This window comes from Amycolatopsis coloradensis, from assembly GCF_001953865.1.
GTDB lineage: Bacteria > Actinomycetota > Actinomycetes > Mycobacteriales > Pseudonocardiaceae > Amycolatopsis > Amycolatopsis coloradensis.
Window position 1 is genome coordinate 287,491 of the sequence record NZ_MQUQ01000006.1, and the last position, 17,044, is coordinate 304,534.

13 protein-coding genes are annotated in these 17,044 nt (G+C 69.2%); 5 read left to right on the top strand and 8 right to left on the bottom strand.

From position 1 onward, the window contains the following. The first annotated feature begins 8 nt into the window (after positions 1-8). Both BS329_RS14685 and BS329_RS14690 read left to right on the top strand, forming a co-directional pair. The gene (locus tag BS329_RS14685) at positions 9-986 is read left to right on the top strand and encodes an ABC transporter substrate-binding protein (protein WP_076160804.1); all 978 of its coding nucleotides are present in this window, start codon (positions 9-11) and stop codon (positions 984-986) included. Continuing rightward, entirely contained in the window at positions 986-3,025 is a 2,040-nt protein-coding gene (locus BS329_RS14690) for an iron ABC transporter permease (RefSeq protein ID WP_076160807.1), read from the top strand. Before BS329_RS14685 ends, BS329_RS14690 begins: the two co-directional genes overlap by 1 nt. A gap of 56 nt (positions 3,026-3,081) precedes the next feature. On the opposite strand, the gene BS329_RS14695 is transcribed toward BS329_RS14690, so the two are convergent. The 4 genes from BS329_RS14695 to BS329_RS14710 form a co-directional block, all read right to left on the bottom strand. Continuing rightward, a complete protein-coding gene (locus BS329_RS14695) occupies positions 3,082-4,257 on the bottom strand; it encodes an IS30 family transposase (protein ID WP_425266364.1) in 1,176 nt (391 codons plus the stop codon). 180 nt (positions 4,258-4,437) lie between these two features. Continuing rightward, positions 4,438-6,300 (bottom strand): molecular chaperone HtpG, encoded by a 1,863-nt coding sequence (htpG, locus tag BS329_RS14700; protein WP_076160813.1) that lies wholly within the window; start codon positions 6,298-6,300, stop codon positions 4,438-4,440. A 29-nt stretch (positions 6,301-6,329) separates the two neighbouring features. Continuing rightward, entirely contained in the window at positions 6,330-7,916 is a 1,587-nt protein-coding gene (locus BS329_RS14705) for an alkaline phosphatase D family protein (RefSeq protein ID WP_076160816.1), read from the bottom strand. 44 nt (positions 7,917-7,960) lie between these two features. Continuing rightward, positions 7,961-8,488: a hypothetical protein gene (locus BS329_RS14710; protein WP_076160819.1), complete on the bottom strand. Its 528-nt coding sequence runs from the start codon at positions 8,486-8,488 to the stop codon at positions 7,961-7,963. An 84-nt stretch (positions 8,489-8,572) separates the two neighbouring features. Between BS329_RS14710 and BS329_RS14715 the strand changes: the two genes are divergently transcribed. Beyond that, positions 8,573-10,234: an alkaline phosphatase family protein gene (locus BS329_RS14715; RefSeq protein ID WP_084749704.1), complete on the top strand. Its 1,662-nt coding sequence runs from the start codon at positions 8,573-8,575 to the stop codon at positions 10,232-10,234. A 99-nt stretch (positions 10,235-10,333) separates the two neighbouring features. Here BS329_RS14715 and BS329_RS14720 read toward each other — a convergent pair whose 3' ends face one another. Next, positions 10,334-11,302 (bottom strand): helix-turn-helix transcriptional regulator, encoded by a 969-nt coding sequence (locus tag BS329_RS14720; protein ID WP_076160821.1) that lies wholly within the window; start codon positions 11,300-11,302, stop codon positions 10,334-10,336. Positions 11,303-11,363: 61 nt separating this feature from the next. Between BS329_RS14720 and BS329_RS14725 the strand changes: the two genes are divergently transcribed. After that, the gene (locus BS329_RS14725; protein WP_076160824.1) at positions 11,364-12,521 is read left to right on the top strand and encodes an epoxide hydrolase family protein; all 1,158 of its coding nucleotides are present in this window, start codon (positions 11,364-11,366) and stop codon (positions 12,519-12,521) included. A 77-nt stretch (positions 12,522-12,598) separates the two neighbouring features. On the opposite strand, the gene BS329_RS14730 is transcribed toward BS329_RS14725, so the two are convergent. Continuing rightward, a complete protein-coding gene (locus tag BS329_RS14730; protein WP_076160826.1) occupies positions 12,599-13,141 on the bottom strand; it encodes an ArsR/SmtB family transcription factor in 543 nt (180 codons plus the stop codon). 75 nt (positions 13,142-13,216) lie between these two features. Here BS329_RS14730 and BS329_RS14735 point away from each other — a divergent pair, with 75 nt between their 5' ends. Then, on the top strand, positions 13,217-14,428 hold the full coding sequence (locus BS329_RS14735; RefSeq protein ID WP_244197159.1) for an MFS transporter: 1,212 nt from the start codon (positions 13,217-13,219) through the stop codon (positions 14,426-14,428). A gap of 4 nt (positions 14,429-14,432) precedes the next feature. On the opposite strand, the gene BS329_RS14740 is transcribed toward BS329_RS14735, so the two are convergent. Beyond that, on the bottom strand, positions 14,433-16,586 hold the full coding sequence (locus tag BS329_RS14740; protein ID WP_076160832.1) for a DUF6461 domain-containing protein: 2,154 nt from the start codon (positions 16,584-16,586) through the stop codon (positions 14,433-14,435). Between the two features lie 66 nt (positions 16,587-16,652). Then, positions 16,653-17,012: an arsenate reductase family protein gene (locus tag BS329_RS14745; RefSeq protein WP_076160835.1), complete on the bottom strand. Its 360-nt coding sequence runs from the start codon at positions 17,010-17,012 to the stop codon at positions 16,653-16,655. Between the last annotated feature and the right edge of the window lie 32 nt (positions 17,013-17,044).

Below are 17,044 nucleotides of genomic sequence, written 5' to 3' on the forward strand. Positions count from 1 at the left end.
GAAGAACCATGCGTTTGCTGACCCCTGCCGCCCTCGTCGCGACGGCGGCGCTGCTGCTGTCCGCCTGCGGCACCACCGAGAACACCGCCGCGGCGCCGAGCGAGTCCGCCGCCGCGAGCGGTCCGGTCACGGTAACCGACGCCCGCGGCAAGGCCGTCACCCTCAAGGCGCCTGCCAAGCGCGTCGTGGCGCTGGAGTGGGGCGAGGCCGAGATGGTCGCCTCGCTCGGGGTGATGCCGGTCGGCGCGGCGGACGTCGCGGGCTACAACGTCTGGGACAAGGCCGCCCCGCTGACCGCCGAAGTCAAGGACGTCGGCAAGCGCAACGAGCCCAGCGTCGACGCCATCGTCGCGCTGAATCCCGACGTCGTGATCATCGCCGAGGAGCGCGACTCGCCCCTGGTGCCGCAGATCGAGAAGTACGTCCCGGTCGTGGTCACCAAGGCCAGCGACGCGACCCGCAACTTCGATCGCCTGCGCGAGGACTTCAAGCTGATCGCGAAGGCGGTCGGCAAGGAGGCCGAGGCGGACGCGCAACTGTCCGAAATGGACGCCAAGCTCGCCGAAGGCAGGAAGGCCGTCGAGGCCAAGGGCGCCGTGGGCACCCCGTTCCTGATGGCCGACGCCTACCTCGAAGGCAGCACCGTCAGCATCCGCCCGTTCGGCAAGGGGTCGCTGGTCTCCGACACCGCCGAGGCCGTCGGCCTCGAAAACGTCTGGACCGGCAAGGTCGACCCGCAATGGGGTCTCGGCCAGACCGACGTCGAAGGCCTGACCGCGATCACCGACCCGAAGACCGTGCTGTTCTACAGCGCGTCCGAAGAGGACGTCTTCACCACCGGGCTCGCGCAGAACGCCGTCTACCAGCGGCTGCCGTTCGTGGTGTCGAAGAAGATCCGCAAACTGGAGTCCGGGACGTGGACCTTCGGCGGCCCGAAGTCGATCATCTTGACCGCCGACCAGGTCGTGAAGGCCATCACCGCCTGATGCTCAAGGAAGCACGTGCGCCCCAAGCGGTGCGCACGGCGGTGGTGTCGACCGGACTGGTCGCGCTGATCGTCGTCCTCGCCGGTATCCACCTGACACAGGGCACGTCGACGTCCGGCCCGCTGGACGTGGTGAAGGCGATCTTCGGCCAGGGGGACGCGCAAACCCTCGCGGTACTGGAGGGTTCGCGCGTCCCGCGGCTGCTCGCCGCGTTGCTGCTGGGCGTCGCACTCGGTGTCGCGGGCGCGGGAATGCAGTCCGTGGCGCGGAACCCGCTCGCCTCACCCGACACGCTCGCGGTCAACGCGGGCGCGCATTTCGCCGTGGTGGTCATTTCGGCGTTCGGTCTCTCGCTGCCGCTCGTGCCGGTGGGCGGGGCGGCGTTCGTGGGCGGGCTCGCCGCGGCCGTCGTCGTGCTGGGCCTGGCAGGCGGCGGTGCGGCGAGTCCACGGCTGGTGCTCGTCGGTTCGGCGGTACTGCTGGCGCTCCAGTCGGTGACCATCCTGCTGCTGCTCCTGTTCGAGCAGGAGACGTCCGGCCTGTTCGCCTGGGGCAGCGGTTCCCTGACCGTGTCCGACCTGCGGGCGACCGGCCAGATGACGCCGATCGTGGTGCTCGCCGTCGTGGCGCTGATCGCGATGAGCGGCAAACTCGACGTCCTCGCCCTCGGTGACGACAACGCGACCGTGCTCGGACTCCGGGTCCGCCGGACGCGGGTCGGCGCGATCGTGCTGACCGTCGCGCTGACCGCGGCGGCCGTGACCGTCGCCGGACCGGTCGGGTTCGTCGGGCTGAGCGCGCCGGTGATCACGAAACTGCTGCTGCCGATCGCGAAACACCGCGTGCTGCTGCCGGTGTCCGGGCTGGTCGGCGTGGTGACGGTGCTCGGCGCCGACGTCGTCCTGCGGGCGATCATGGGTTCGGCCGCCGCCGTGCGCGTGCCGACCGGTGTGGTGACCACGATCATCGGCGCCGTCGTGATGGTGTGGCTGGCCAGGCGTGGCCGAGGCAGCGGCTCGCGACGGCAGGCTCCGGCAGGCCGGGTCGGGGTCGCCGGGTCGAAACGACGGCTCGTGCTGATCTCCGGCGCGCTGGTGGTGCTGCTCGCCGTCATCCCCGTGGTGGGCATGCTGCTCGGCGACCGGATGGTGCTGCTCGGGGACCTGGTGAACTGGGTCACCGGCGACACCGGGACCGCGCTCACCTTCGTGCTGGACCAACGGCTTCCGCGGGTACTGGCGGCGCTGCTCGCCGGTGCCGCGCTGGCGGTGTCCGGCTGCGGGATCCAATCGGTGAGCCGCAACCCGCTCGCCGAACCCGGGCTGCTCGGCATCACCGCGGGCGCCGGGCTCGGCGCGATCACCCTGATCACCCTCGTCCCGGCGGTCGGCGCCTGGGCGATCGCGGGTGCCGCCGGCGTCGGTGCCACCGTGGTGTTCCTGCTGGTCTACGGGCTGGCCTGGCGGTCGGGGCTGGATTCGGACCGGCTGGTGATCATCGGTATCGCGGTCTGGTCGGCCGGGATGGCGCTGATCACGCTGCTGATCGTGGTCTCCGACCCGTGGAACTCGGCCAAGGCGCTGACCTGGCTTTCCGGGTCGACCTACGGCCGCACGCTGGAGCAGGTCGCGCCGGTGGCGCTGTCCCTGATCGCGTTGACGCCGTTGTTGTGGGTCAAGCACCGCGAACTGGACCTGCACGCCCTCGACGAGGACACCCCGCGGGTGCTCGGGATGCGCATCGAGCGATCGCGGCTGGTGATCCTGGCGGCGTCCGGGATCCTGGCGGCCACCGCGGTGTCCGCGATCGGCGTGGTCGTCTTCGTCGGGCTGGTCGCGCCGCATCTGGCGCGGTCGCTGGTCGGCGGGCGGCACGGCCGGGTCGTCCCGGTGGCGGCGGTGCTCGGGGGACTGCTGGTGAGTGTCGCGGACACCCTCGGGCGGACGGTCATCGCGCCCGCCCAGATCCCCGCCGGTCTGGTCATCGCGATGGTCGGGACGCCGTACTTCGTCCTGGTGCTCTGGCGGACCCGGCCCTAGCGGTACGTGAAGGCCCCCTTCCTGGTGGATTCGGGGGGTTGTTGCAACACGGGTGGTCAACTGGTTTTGGCTAGGAGTTTAGCTAGGCGCTCGGCTGGGGTGTCCCAGTCGAGCGTTTTGCGTGGGCGGCGGTTGAGTTGGGCGGCGACGGCGGCGAGGTCGTCGGGGGTGTGGATGCTGAGGTCGGTGCTTTTGGGGAAGTATTCGCGGAGCAGGCCGTTGGTGTTTTCGTTGGTGCCGCGTTGCCAGGGTGCGTGTGGGTCGCAGAAGTAGACGGGCATGGCGGTGGCGATGCTGAATTCGTGGTGTCGCGCCATTTCCGCGCCTTGGTCCCAGGTCAGGGAACGACGCAGGTGTTCGGGCAGTGTGCTGATGGTGGTGATGAGTGCGTCGCGGACGTGTTCGGCGGTGCGGGACTGGCCGAGGTGCACGAGCATCACGTAGCGGGTGGTGCGTTCGACGAGGGTGCCGATCGCGGATGCGCCGTTCTCGCCGATGATGAGGTCGCCTTCCCAGTGGCCGGGGACGGCGCGGTCGTCGGCCTCGGCCGGGCGGTCGCTGATCATCACCATGGGTGCGGTGAACCGGGGTTGGCGTTGCTCGCCGCTGCCGCGGGGTTTGCGCTGGGTGCGGCCGGTGCGTAACGCGGCTTTGAGTTCGCGGCGCAGCTCGCCGCGGCCTTGGACATACAGGGCTTGGTAGATGGTTTCGTGGGCCACGTGCAGCTCCGGCTGGTCGGGGTGATCACGGCGCAACCGTTTGCTGGCCTGTTCCGGGCTGCACCGGTCATCCAGCATGTCTTGGATCCGGTCCCGCAGTTCAGGGTTGGTCGCGATCTTGCCCGGTTTCGGGCGGGGCCGGCGGGCTTCGGCCCGGGCCTGCGCGGAATAGGGACGATACTCACCGCTGGCGGGGTCGGCGTTGCGGTCCAGTTCCCGGCTGACCGTCGAGGCCGGACGGCCAAGCCGGCGGCCGATCTCCCGAGGGCCATGCCCGGCCCGCACCAGATCCGCGATCAGCAACCGCTCGTCGGAGGACAGAAACCGGGTGGCCGGAACCGGCAGGCCGGTTTCCGGCGGCTGCTCAGGCACGGGAAACTCAGGCTCCACACGCGACGGCGGGACGGAACACCGACCGGTATCCCGCCCCGCCTGACTCACACGACCCTGCCGCCACCGATACCCGGTCCGGCGGTTGATCCCCACGACCCGGCACGCCTGCGCGGTGCCCATCCCTTGCGCCACAAGATCAAGATAAGCGCAGCGCTCAGCGACCAGCCGCCTCGGCCCCTGAGGCGACCGATCCCCACGAATCTCGAACAACACAACCCCTGAACAAATCAGGTGTTGCAACCACCACTAGAACCCAAGCCTGTACCTAGGCACAAGGAAGGGGGCCTTCATGTACTTCGGCTACAGGGTCTTCTGGAGGTGGGTGGCCAGCAGCTTGGTGAAGCGGGCCGGGTCGCCCAGTTCCCCGCCCTCGGCGAGCAAAGCCATGCCGTAGAGCAGTTCCGCGGTCTCCGCGAGCCCCTCGCTCTCACCGTGCTCGGTGAACGAGGACCGCAGCCCGGCGACCAGCGGGTGGCCCGGATTGAGTTCCAGGATCCGCTTGATCTGCGGCATTTCCTGCCCCATCGCGCGGTACATCTTCTCCAGCGTCGGGGTGACGTCGTTCGTGTCACCGACGATGCAGGCGGGAGACGTCGTCAGGCGCGTCGAGAGCCGGACCTCCTTGACCTGCTCCGCGAGCGAAGTCGTCAGCCAGGTCAGCAGCCCGGAGAACTCTTCCTTCTGCTCGTCGCTGGTGTCGTCGAGTTCGACCTCGCCCTTCGCGACCGACTGGAACTGCTTCTCCTCGTACCCGGAGACCGCGTCGACCCACATCTCGTCGATCGGATCGGTGAGCACCAGCACCTCGTAGCCCTTGGCCTGGAACGCTTCCAGATGCGGGGAGTTCTCGATGCTCTGCCGCGACTCACCGGTCAGGTAGTAGATGTGCTCCTGGCCGTCCTTCATCCGCTCGACGTACTCGCGCAGCGACGTCAGCTTCTCCGGATCGTTGGTCGACGCGAAGGAGCAGATGTCGAGGATCGCGGTGCGGTTCTCGAAGTCGTCCAGCAGGCCTTCCTTGACCGCGCGGCCGAACTCCTTCCAGAACGTCTCGTACTTGTACGGGTTCTCGTCCGCCATGAGGGTCTTGACCGTCGAGAGGATCTTCTTGACCAGGCGACGGCGGATCAGCTGGATCTGCCGGTCCTGCTGCAGGATCTCGCGCGAGACGTTGAGCGAGAGGTCCTGCGCGTCGACGACGCCCTTCACGAAGCGCAGGTACTCCGGCATCAGCGCTTCACAGTCGTCCATGATGAAGACGCGCTTCACGTACAGCTGGACGCCGCGTTTGCGCTCCCGCATGAACAGGTCGAGCGGCGCGTGCCCCGGCAGGAACAGCAGCGCCTGGTACTCGAAGGTGCCCTCGGCCTGGAGCCGGATCGTCTCCAGTGGGTCGTTCCAGTCGTGCGCGACGTGCTTGTAGAACTCGTTGTACTCGTCTTCGGTGACGTCGCTGGAGGACCGGGCCCACAGCGCCTTCATCGAGTTGACCGTGACGACCTCTTCGCCTTCGGTCATCCGGATGGGCCAGGTGATGAAGTCCGAGTACTTCTTGACGATCTGCTTGATCTTCGTGGCCGAGGTGTAGTCGAAGAGCTGGTCTTCGGTGTCCTCGGGCTTGAGGTGCAGGACGACCGACGTGCCCTGCGGCAGGTCCGGGACCGTCTCGATGGTGTACGTGCCTTCGCCCTCGGACTCCCATCGGACGCCCTCGTCCGACCCCGCGTGGCGCGTCAGCAGCGTGACCTTGTCGGCCACCATGAAGCTGGCGTAGAACCCGATGCCGAATTGGCCGATCAGGTCCTGCGAGGCCGCGGAATCCTTCGTTTCCTTCAACTTCTTCAGGAATTCGGCGGTGCCGGATTTAGCGATCGTACCGATCAACGCGACGACGTCGTCCCGGCTCATCCCGATTCCGTTGTCCCGCACGGTCAGAGTGCGGTTTTCGGAGTCGGTGTCGATCTCGATGTGGAGATCGTCGGTATCCGCCTCGAGTTCCTTGTCGCGGAACGCTTCGAGGCGGAGTTTGTCCAGTGCGTCGGAGGCGTTGGACACCAGTTCCCGCAGGAAGGTGTCCTTGTTCGAGTAGATCGAGTGGATCATCAGCTGAAGCAGCTGACGTGCCTCCGACTGGAACTCGAGTGTTTCGGCAGAGGTGGTCACGCGGCGATATTACCGAGCGCGCAACCGGCTCAAGCCAGCCTCTGCCGAGCCACCTCGATCAGCCCGTCATCGGTGGCCTGTTCGATCGTCGTGACGGCGGATCTGCCGGTGGTCTCGACCGTGGCGATGACGTTGCCGAAGTGCGGTCCCGACGTCTTCCGCCAGTCGAGGGGAAGAGGTTCGACGCCGCCCCGCGCCGCCCACCGGCGGGCGAGGGACGCCAGCCGGGGCGACCAGGTGCGGGCGAAGGCCGACCGAAGCGGTCTCGGCATCGCGTTGTGCACCGGTGAGCAGGTGAGCTGGTAGACCGCCGACGTCACCGGTTCGGGGTAGCGCGCCTCGGCGATGTAGGCGTGGTGGACGTCGCCGGAGAGCACCGCGATGGTGGCGGGTGGGTCTTCCCGCCGTCCTTCGCGCGCGATCATCGCGGCGAGCCGGTCGAATGACGCGCGGAACGCCGCCCAGTGTTCGAGGTCGCCCGCCTGCCGGATCTTCTCCGCGAGCCGTCCGCGCTTTCCGGGCCGCTCGCAGGCCCGCTCGTTCAGCGACTGGAGGTGGGAGATCACCGGCGGCAGGAGCCAGGGCAGCGACGACCCGATGAGCAGGTGGTCGCAGGCTTCGGCGGCGTTGTCCTCGATCCAGTCGAACTCGTCGTCGTCCACCATGGACCGGATGCCGCCCGCCAGGATCCGGCCCGCGCGGCTGTCGATGACCAGCAGCCGCACCTTGCCGAAGTCGCGACGGTAACTCCAGCGCGCGCCCTTGGTGCCGTCGCGTTCGTTGTCGGCCTCGTCGGCGAACGCGACGAGCAGGTCGGCGTTGTCCCCGCCGGAGGTGACGGCCTTCTGGAAGGTTTCGTCCTCCGCGAGTTCGGCGGGGCCGAGGTTCCCGAGGTGCTGATAGACCCAGTACGACATGATCGCACCGCGCAGCCGCTCCTGCCACCACGGCTGCGCGCGTATCCACCGCTGCCAGGTGTACGAGGTGTTCCAGTCGTCGCGGACGTCGTGGTCGTCGAAGATCATCGACGTCGGCACGGTGGACAGCAGCCAGCGGATCGACGGTTCACCCCAGGCCTCGAGGTAGAGATGGGTGTACTCCTCGAAATCCGTCACCTCCGTGCCCGGCGGCTTCGAGGTGTCACGGCGCTGCTTCAGCCATTCCTGCGTTTCGTCGGTGGTCTCGTCGGCGTAGACCTGGTCGCCGAGCATCAGCAACGCCTGCGGCCACTCGGTTTCCGGCCCGTCCGCCATCCGGCGGGCGTACGCGGCCAGCGCGTCCGGGCCGTAGACGTCGCCGTCATGCGGTTTGCGGCAGGAACCGAACACGAGCCGGAGCCGGGACTCGTTCTCCGGCAGCGTTCGGATGACGCTGGGCGGGAACGCCGATCCCGCCTCCGGCCACACCTTTTCGCCGTCCACGCGCACTTCGTACTCGGTGCGGGTGCCGGGTTCGAGCCCGGTGAGCACCAGCAGGGCGTAGTGGTGGCCGTGGATCTCGAACGTCCTCGCGGTCGTGCCGAGGACTTCGACCTCACTCGCGGTACCGGTCTCGACCCACACCGTCGCCGAGGTCTCGTCGACGTGTCTCAGCAGGGGACCCAGGTGCAGGCTCATTCCTGGAACGGTGCCACAGCGGGGCCAAGATCGTGCGCTGAGCGTCAGCCGTGCTGGCCGGGGGCGAACTCCTCGCCGAACCGGTAGACGCCGAGGCAGTAGGTGAATCCCGACTCGCCCAGCGGATCCAGGCCTTCCCGGCGGCAGTGGTCGAGGAAGCCTTCGGCCTGATGCCACCGTTCACCGTCGAACCAGAACACGCCACCGGCGTAGAGGATCGTCGCTCCTGTCTCCGCGTCGACGAGGTTCAGGGACTCGTAGTTCTCGGGACGATTCCGCACCAGCCTGACGAGGTCTTCGGGGACACCGCCATAGAGCGCCTCCTGCACCGAGTAGTCCTCCTCGGCGAACAGGTTCAACTCCGACTCGTGGTCGAAGGTCAGCAACAGCGCGCGCTCGTCCGGCGTGAAATACCAGGCGGCCGACTGTCCGCCGCCGTCGTTCCAGGCGAACCGCTTCGCACCGTCCACCTCGGCGGGGGTGATCTCGGTGAGCGCGTCGATCACCGCGGCACGCCGTCGCACCTCTTCGAGGGGTGTCGCCGCGAGGGCGGCCCAGATCTCGTCACTCACCGGCGCAGACTACCCGCCGGTGAACCGCCCGGACCCGCCTTCCGTGTAACCCGATGAAGGCCCTCGCCCGGAAAGGAACCCGAGTTGTCCGTTTTCACTCGCCCCGCCCTGGCGGGCCTGCCGGATGACCGGACGGCGCTGGGCGAGATCGCGACCAGCGCGGCGACCACGCTCTCGGCCGTCCTCGTGCTGTTCGCCCTGCTCGTGCCGGGCGACCTCGACAGGCTGACGCCGGAGGCGTTCGTGCGGCTGCCGGTGGAAGCGCTGCTCGGCGTGGCTGTCGTGCTCATGCTGCGCGACGGCGCCCGGCGGATCGTCGCGGTGTCGGCCGGGGCGGTCCTCGGGCTCCTGACCGTCGTCAAGGCCATCGACATCGGCTTCGGGCTCGCGCTGGACCGGCGGTTCGACCCGGTGTTCGACTGGGGCGTGCTCGGCAACGGCGTCGACCTCCTCGGCACGTCGATCGGCCGGACCGGCGCGATCGCGACCTTCCTCGGGCTGACGCTGCTGGCCGTGGTCGTGCTCGTGCTGGTGGCGTTGGCCGTCCTGCGATTGAGCCGGGTGGCGGCCGGGCACCGCACCGCGTCGGCCCGGGTGGTCGCCACGCTCAGCGTGATCTGGATCGTGTGCGCGGTGTTCGGCGTACAGCTCGCTCCGGGGCAGCCGCTCGCGTCGCGCAGCGCGGTCGCCTACGCCTACGAGGACCTCCGCCAGGTGCGAGCCGGCATCCGGGACCGAGAGGCCTTCGCCGAGGAAGTCGCCGTCGACGCCTTTCGCGACACTCCGCCATCCGGACTGCTGAACGCGTTGCGCGGCAAGGACGTCCTGTTCACCTTCGTCGAGAGCTACGGGCGGGTGGCCGTCCAGGACTCCGACATCGCGCCCAAGGTCGACGCGGTCCTCGACGCCGGGACGGCGCGGCTGGAAAGCGCCGGGTACGGCTCGCGCAGCGCGTTCCTGACGTCGCCGACGACGAGCGCGGGCAGCTGGCTGGCGCATTCGACGTTCCAGTCCGGCGTCTGGGTCGACAGCCAGCACCGGTACGACGACTTCGTGAAGAGCGACCGGTTCACCCTCGGCGGCGCGTTCGAACGCGCGGGCTGGGACACCGTCGGCGTCGTTCCGGCGCATACCGAGGACTGGCCGGAGGGCGAGGTCTACGGCTACGACCGCTACTACGACTCGCGCGGCATCGGGTACCGCGGCCCGCCGTTCTCCTACGCCACGATGCCGGACCAGTTCACGCTTTCGGCTTTCCAGCGCGCCGAACGCGCGAAGCCCGGCCGCCCGCCGCTGATGGCGGAAATCGACCTCGTCACCAGTCACTGGCCGTGGACACCGCTCCCCCGGCTGGTCGACTGGACCGCCGTCGGCGACGGTTCGATCTACCATCCCATGCCTTCGCGAGGGAAAACGCCCGACGAGGTCTTCACCGACCCGGCCAAGGTGCGCGGCGCGTACGGCGACTCGATCGCCTACTCGCTGAACTCGCTGATCTCGTACGTCGAGACGTATGGGGACGACGATCTCGTGCTGGTGTTCCTGGGCGACCACCAGCCGAACCCGATCGTCGCCGGTGAGGGCGCCGATCGCGACGTCCCGATCACCGTCGTCACGCGGGACAAGGCCGTACTCGACAAGATCGCCGGGTGGAACTGGCAGGAGGGCCTGAACCCGGACCGGAACGCGCCGATCTGGCGGATGAACGCTTTCCGGGACCGGTTCCTGACCACCTTCGCGCACTGATCTCCCGTGCCCGGAAACGGAACTCGCGTACTTGAGGACGGAACACCGCGCGGCGGCGTGTTCCGCGTCCGGTCACGCGGGTTGCCCGCGACCAGAGGACTACTCGCGGGCGGACTCGGTCGCGTCGCGATACCGGTCGGCCAAGGTACGCAAGTAGTCGACCAGTCGCGGGGGTTCGGTGACCGTGAAGGGGTGCCCGAGGAGTCCCAAGTGGACGGCCAGGGTCTCGATGCTGTCGGCGCCGGTGTGCAGCACGCACGTACTTTCGTCGACGGCCTCCACCGTGCCGACGGCCGGGTTGATCCGCGCGGTCACCTCGTCGGCGGGCGCGTGCACGGTGACGTCGGCCCGGTACCGCCACGCGGCGGACGAGACGCCGCGCCGCACCCGGTCCGTGACGTCCCCTGGCAGGTCACGCGGGGTGAAGCGCGGGCCGGTCGGAACGCGCGGAGTGAGCCTGTCGACGCGGAACGTGCGCCAGTCGGCACGGTCGAGATCCCACGCGACGAGGTACCAACGGCGTCCCCAGTTGACCAGGCGGTACGGCTCGGCCTTCCGGACGCTCTCCGACCCGTCGTGGGCAAGGTAACCGAACCGCAGCACCTCGCGATCCCGGCAGGCGGCGGTCAGCACGGTCAGTGTCCCGGCATCGACGCGCGGGCCGGGCTCGTCACGGGGCACCGGAATCGTGTACGCCTGCAACGCGTTCACGCGTCGCCGCAGCCGGGACGGCAGCACCTGCTCCAGCTTCGCGAGCGCGCGCAACGACGTCTCCTCGACGCCCGTGATGGTGCCGCCCGCCGCGGTGCGCAGGCCGATCGCGACGGCGACGGCCTCCTCGTCGTCCAGCAGCAACGGCGGCAGGTCGGCGCCAGCGCCGAGGCGGTAGCCGCCGACGGACCCGCGGGTCGCGTTCACCGGGTAGCCGAGCGCGCGCAGCCGCTCGACGTCGTTGCGGATCGTCCGCGCGCTCACCTCCAGGCGTCCGGCCAATTCGGCGCCGGTCCAGTCACGGGGTGTCTGCAACAGGGAGAGCAGACGCAGCAGTCTTGCCGAGGTTTCCAACATTTCTTCAGCCTGCTCCCTCATTAGGAACGGAATGTTCCTAATGAGACTCTACCTTGGTCCTATGAGCACAAACACCGAGATCAAGCCCTTCCGCATCGACGTCCCGCAGGCCGAACTGGACGATCTGGCCGACCGCCTCGCCCGGGTCCGCTGGGCGAACGAACTGCCCGCCGACCAGGTGACCGACGGGGTGCAGCGCGGACCGGTCACGCCGGGCTGGGAGTACGGCGTGCCGCTGGAGTACGTGCGGCGCCTGGTCTCGTACTGGCGTGACGGCTACGACTGGCGCGCGTGGGAGGCGAAGCTCAACCGCTACCCGCAGTTCACGACGGAGATCGACGGGCAGAACATCCATTTCCTGCACGTCCGCTCGCCGGAGCCGGACGCGACGCCGCTGATCCTCACCCACGGCTGGCCGAACTCGGTCTTCGAGTACCTCGACCTGATCGATCAGCTGACCGATCCGCGCGCGAACGGCGGGGATCCGGCGGACGCCTTCCACGTGGTGATCCCGTCGCTTCCCGGGTTCAGTTTCTCCGGCCCGACGCGCGAGAAGGGCTGGAACCGCTACCGCACGGCCCAGGCGTGGGCCGAACTGATGCGCCGGCTGGGTTACGAGCGCTACGGCACGCACGGGAACGACGCCGGCTCGTTCGTCGCCCCCGAGGTCGGCCGCGCCGACGCGGACCACGTCATCGGCGTGCACGTCACGCAGCTGTTCTCGTTCCCCAGCGGCGACCCGGCGGAGTTCGAGGGCATGACCGAGAAGGAACTTGAGTACATGCAGTTCCTCCAGACCTTCAACGACGACATGTCCGGCTACGCGAAACTTCAGGAGAGCGCGCCGCAGAACCTCGCGCACGCTTTGGCCGATTCGCCGACCGGGCAGCTGGCTTGGAGCGCGCAACTGCTGGCGGGCACGAGCGACGACCACGTGCTCACCAACGCCACGCTGTACTGGCTGACCAACACGGCGGCCTCGGCGGCCCGGTTCTACTACGAGGACAAGCACACCGAGCACCCCAGCGAGCCGACGACCGCACCGACCGGGCTGGCGAGTTTCGCCCACGACTTCCGGCCGTTACGGCGCTTCGCCGAACGCGACCACTCGAACATCGTTTCGTGGCAGGAATTCGACCGCGGCAGCCACTGGGCGACCCAGGACGCGCCGGACCTCCTGATCGGCGACCTCCGGGACTTCTTCCGCAAGCTGGCGTGACGGCGGGCTGAGGGAGCTTTCCCCGCATCGCATGCGGCGAAAGCTCCTTCAGCCCCCGGCGACGTCTGCGTGATCGGTCATTCGGTCAGACGGTGCAGGAGGAAGATCCCGTTCAGCAGGGGCCGGTCGAGCCGCCGGTGGTCGGTGGCCATGTACTCGTCGAGGATGTCGAGGATGCGGTTGTCGAGTTCGGTGACCTCCTCCGGCGACAGATGCAGCGCGAACCGCTCGACCACTCGCACCGAAGCGGGTCCGGCCTCGCGGAGTTCGTCCTGGAACGCCTCGATCGGGCCGAACCGGGTGTCGGCGTCCTCGTCGTTGAGCGGACCGTCGAGCCACCAGGTCTTGCCGACGGTGCGGTAGGGCTTCTCGAGCGCGCCGCTGACGCCGGTTCGCACCGGTGCCTGCTCCAGCAGGCCGGCTTCGGCCAGCTGCCGCACGTGGTAGAGCACCGTTCCGGGGTCCTTGCCGAGCCGGTCGGCGAGTTCCTTGTTGGTCAGTTCCCGCTGCCCGCAGAGCCGGAGGACGCGCAGCCGCAGCGGATGGCCGAGTGCCTTGGCCTCGCGTGCCGTCGCCTCGCGCCGACGTTCCGCGACCCTGGCGGCGACCTGATCGTCCATGGACGTAGCGTAGCCGACCGATGGAGAAACGGAACATCGATGGAGTTTTCTCCATCGATGTGCGATTCTCCATCGATGACCGCGCTGGGGACCGCCTACTGGCGGCTGTGGACTTCCTCGAGCCTGTCGAACCTGGCCGACGGCGTGGTGAAGGTCGCGCTCAGCCTGGTGGCCGTCCAGCTCACCCGGTCGCCGGCGCTCATCGCGGGGCTGGGGTTCGCGCTGTCCCTGCCGTGGCTGGTGTTCGCCCTGCACGCCGGGGTGCTCGTCGACCGGGTCGACCGCCGTCACGCGATGCTCACCGCCAACGTGCTCCGGGCGATCCTGCTCGCCGTCCTCGCGGCGGCGGCCGCGCTGGGCTTCGGGTCGATCTGGTTGCTCTACGCGATGGCGCTGGGAATCGGGATCGCGGAAACGGTCCACGACACCGCGGCGCAGGCGATCCTGCCCCAGGTCGTCGGCCTCCACCAGCTGACGCGGGCCAACAGCCGCCTCTACGCCGGAGAACTGACCGCCAACGAGTTCGTCGGCCCACCGTTGGGCGGTTTCCTCGTGGCAGCAGGGGCTTTCGCCGCTTTCACGGCTTCTTCGGTGCTCTGGACCGTCGCGGTCGCGGCACTCTTCTTCGTCCCGGGATCGTTCCGCGCCGGGCGAACCCGGGACACGAGCGTGCGCGCGGATCTCGCCGAGGGATTGCGTTTCCTTTGGCGGAACCGGTTCCTCCGCGTCATGGCGATCATGGTCGGCGGCTTCAACTTCGCCACGAGCGCGTGGTTGACCCTCTTCGTGCTCTACGCGGTGGGCTCGTCTTCGGCGATGGGGCTGTCGGAGCAGGCCTACGGTTTCCTGTTGGCGACCATCGCCCTGGGCGGCTTCGCGGCGTCATTCGCGGCCGACCGGATCGAACGCGCGCTCGGCCGGTCCCGTGCCTTGGTCCTCGGCCTGTTCACCGGCGCCGTACTCGTCGGAATCCCCGCGCTGACCACGAATCCGTACGTGATCGGCGCGGTGTTCTTCCTCGGCGGGGCCGGGACCGTGGTGTGGAACGTCGTCGTCGTTTCGCTGCGGCAGCGGATCATCCCGGACCATCTGCTGGGCAGGGGCACCAGCGGCCACCGAGTCGTCGCGTGGGGCACGAAACCGCTGGGCGCCGTGGCGGGCGGGCTGCTCGCCGAAGTCGTCGGACTGCGGCCGGTGTTCGCGGTAATGGCAGTGCTGATCCTCGCGCTACTGCCGGGACTGCGGGTGCTGACCGACGAGCGGACGGCGGCGGGCGAAGCCAACTGACGGGTCAGCCCAGTAGCCGCCGGGCCTGGTCGAGCAGATCCGCCGCCGAGGCACCGGCCGCGTACCGCGACGCGTCCAACGCGCGGATAGCGGCGCTCAGCGGATCCGGGTTGGTCGCCTGATGAATCGCCTGCCACAACCAGGCGTGCTCCCGGTACGCGTGCAGTTGCGACCTCCTGGCCAGGAGTTCCGCCTCCGGACTCAGCCTCCGGTGCGCCAGCGTGTCCGCGACGACGAGGTCCTCGGCGACGCCTGCCGCCTCGGCCGCCGCCTCGGCGGCGTGCCAGGCCAAATTACGCAGGGTCTCCTCCGGCAGGAAGGCGAGCTTGTCCGTATCGGCCCCCAGCGGCCCGCCGCCGGGGAACCTGCGCGAACCGTCGGCGTCGCGTGGTTCGGGATACAGCTCCGGCAGATGCGGCACGATCCGGTAAGCCACGTCGGCCGCCATCATCCGTTCGATGTCCTCGGCGACCAACCGGTGGCCGGTGTACCGCTCGACAGCGACGAACGCCCTGGCGCGCCTGTCGCGATAGGTGTCGAAGTCCAGGCCCGCCAAGGCTTCGGTCACCCGGGGATCCTCGGTCTCTTCCGCGTACCCGAGTTCGAACCCGGCGCGGACGATCCCCTTTTCCGCGAAGGACAACCTGGTCACCGCGTTGACGTTCCAGAAGAAACTCGCCGTCCGGCCCGCCCGCGAGAGCGACTCCAGCACCCGCCCGTACGAACCCTGGAAGCCGTTGAACTCCACGGCGAGCACCCCTGCGTCGACGCGGAGCACGATCACCCACGGGTCGAGGTCGAAGGCCTGTGAAAGTTCCAGCGCGGACACCGGCTCGGCCGGATCGGCACCGAATCCCCGGAGCACCTCCGCCGGGGAGGCGCCGGTGACCACCGTGACCGTCGCCGCCTCGCTGAGCGCGCTCTCACCGACCCATCGGTAGACGGCCTCCGGCGGTGTCTCGATCTCGGGCACCGGCTCGCCGCGGACGACATGACCGAGCCGGTCACTGTGTTTGTGCACGACATCCGGCCCCGGCGGCGCCTCCCAAAGCATGAGTTCGTAACGCTCCCGCTCTTCGCCGTCCCGGCCGATCGCGTGCACCCGGACCCGGAAATCCCCGGGCCACGGCGGGGTCTTCGACCGCTGGGCACCGCCACCGCCCAAGGTGGCGTCCCCCTTTTCGGCGGACCACGAGACCTCGACCACCTCGTCCCACCAGTCGAGCGCCACGGCGTCCGGCGGTCCTTCGAGGATCAGCGTCGACACGTTCACCTGGCCCTCGGCGAGCCCGGTCCGGACGGCGACACCGCCGGGAACCGTGACGGCGAGGCCGTTTCCGCCGAAGTCCGCTTCGCCCTCGACCGGCCGCTCGGCCAGGGTGAACCGGTGCCCGCGCACCTCGGCGGACCCCGACGAGGATCTCGGCAGCACGTACTCGGCCCTGCGTTTCTCCAGCAGCACGCCCGCGTACGCGGAAGGCATCGGGCTTTCGCTCAGCAGAGCCGAAACGGCCCCGAGCGCGACCCCGACGACGCCCGCGGGCTTCCCGGCGAGCAGCGGGGGATCGACCCGCCGCAGGATCGGCACCGCGACCGCGACGGCCAGCGCGAGATGCACCGCGCCGTGTTCGGCGGCGAGTTCCTCCTCGTCGTCGAACTCCGGCCCGGGCGTCAGCAACGGGACCACGGCCTCGTGCGCGGCGAGTTCGGCGACCAGCGCCGCGATCAGCCCCGAGACCCCTGGCCGGAGCTGGTCGAGCAGCCGCACGGCGGTGACGGTCGCGGCGTTCGGCCCGTCCATCATCCCGAAGCCGAACGACCGCGGTGTCGCGTCCGGACCGGGAACCATGGCTTCGACCTCGGCCGGGACGTCGGCGGGCAGCCCTTCCAGGGTCAGTTCGAGCGCGCCGAACAGCCGTTCGGAGACCGGATCGCCGAGGGAGCGCAGTCCACTCAACGCCGCCGACTCGCCGGGACCGCGCGTCCGCGGTCCGGTCTGCAGTGCGAAGACGTCCCGATCCGTCTCCGGCGCGCCCAGCCTCCCGAGCGCCGCCGTGGGACCGCGCGGAATCCGGCCGAGCAGCACCGGAAACAGTTCGGCCACCACCGGCACCACCGCGTCCGCCAATCCCGGCGGCACCTCAGCGTGCTCCTCCACCCCAGACCTCCCACGCTCGACGACGCGGGGAACGCTAGCGAGGACCACCGACACTTTCGGCGAGGATCAGCGGGGCAGCACCGCCTGGACGGCCTCCGGGGTCCTCGCGACGACGGCCGTGCCGTCGTCGGCGGTGATGATCGGCCGCTGGATCAGCTTCGGATGCGTCACCAGTGCCTCGATCCACCGGTCGCGGTCGGCGGGTTCGCGTCCCCAGGTCTTCAGCCCGAGTTCCTTCGCGATCGGCTCGGTGGTGCGGGTGATTTCCCACGGCTCGAGCCCGAGCCGCTTGAGGACGGCCTTCAATTCCTTCGTCGTCGGCGGCTCTTCGAGGTACTTCCGCACGGTGTACTCGGCACCCGCCTCGTCCAGCATCGACACCGCCGACCGGCATTTGGCGCACGCCGGGTTCACCCAGATCTCCATCTCAGGCCACCTCCGCTCGAAAAGTGCTCACT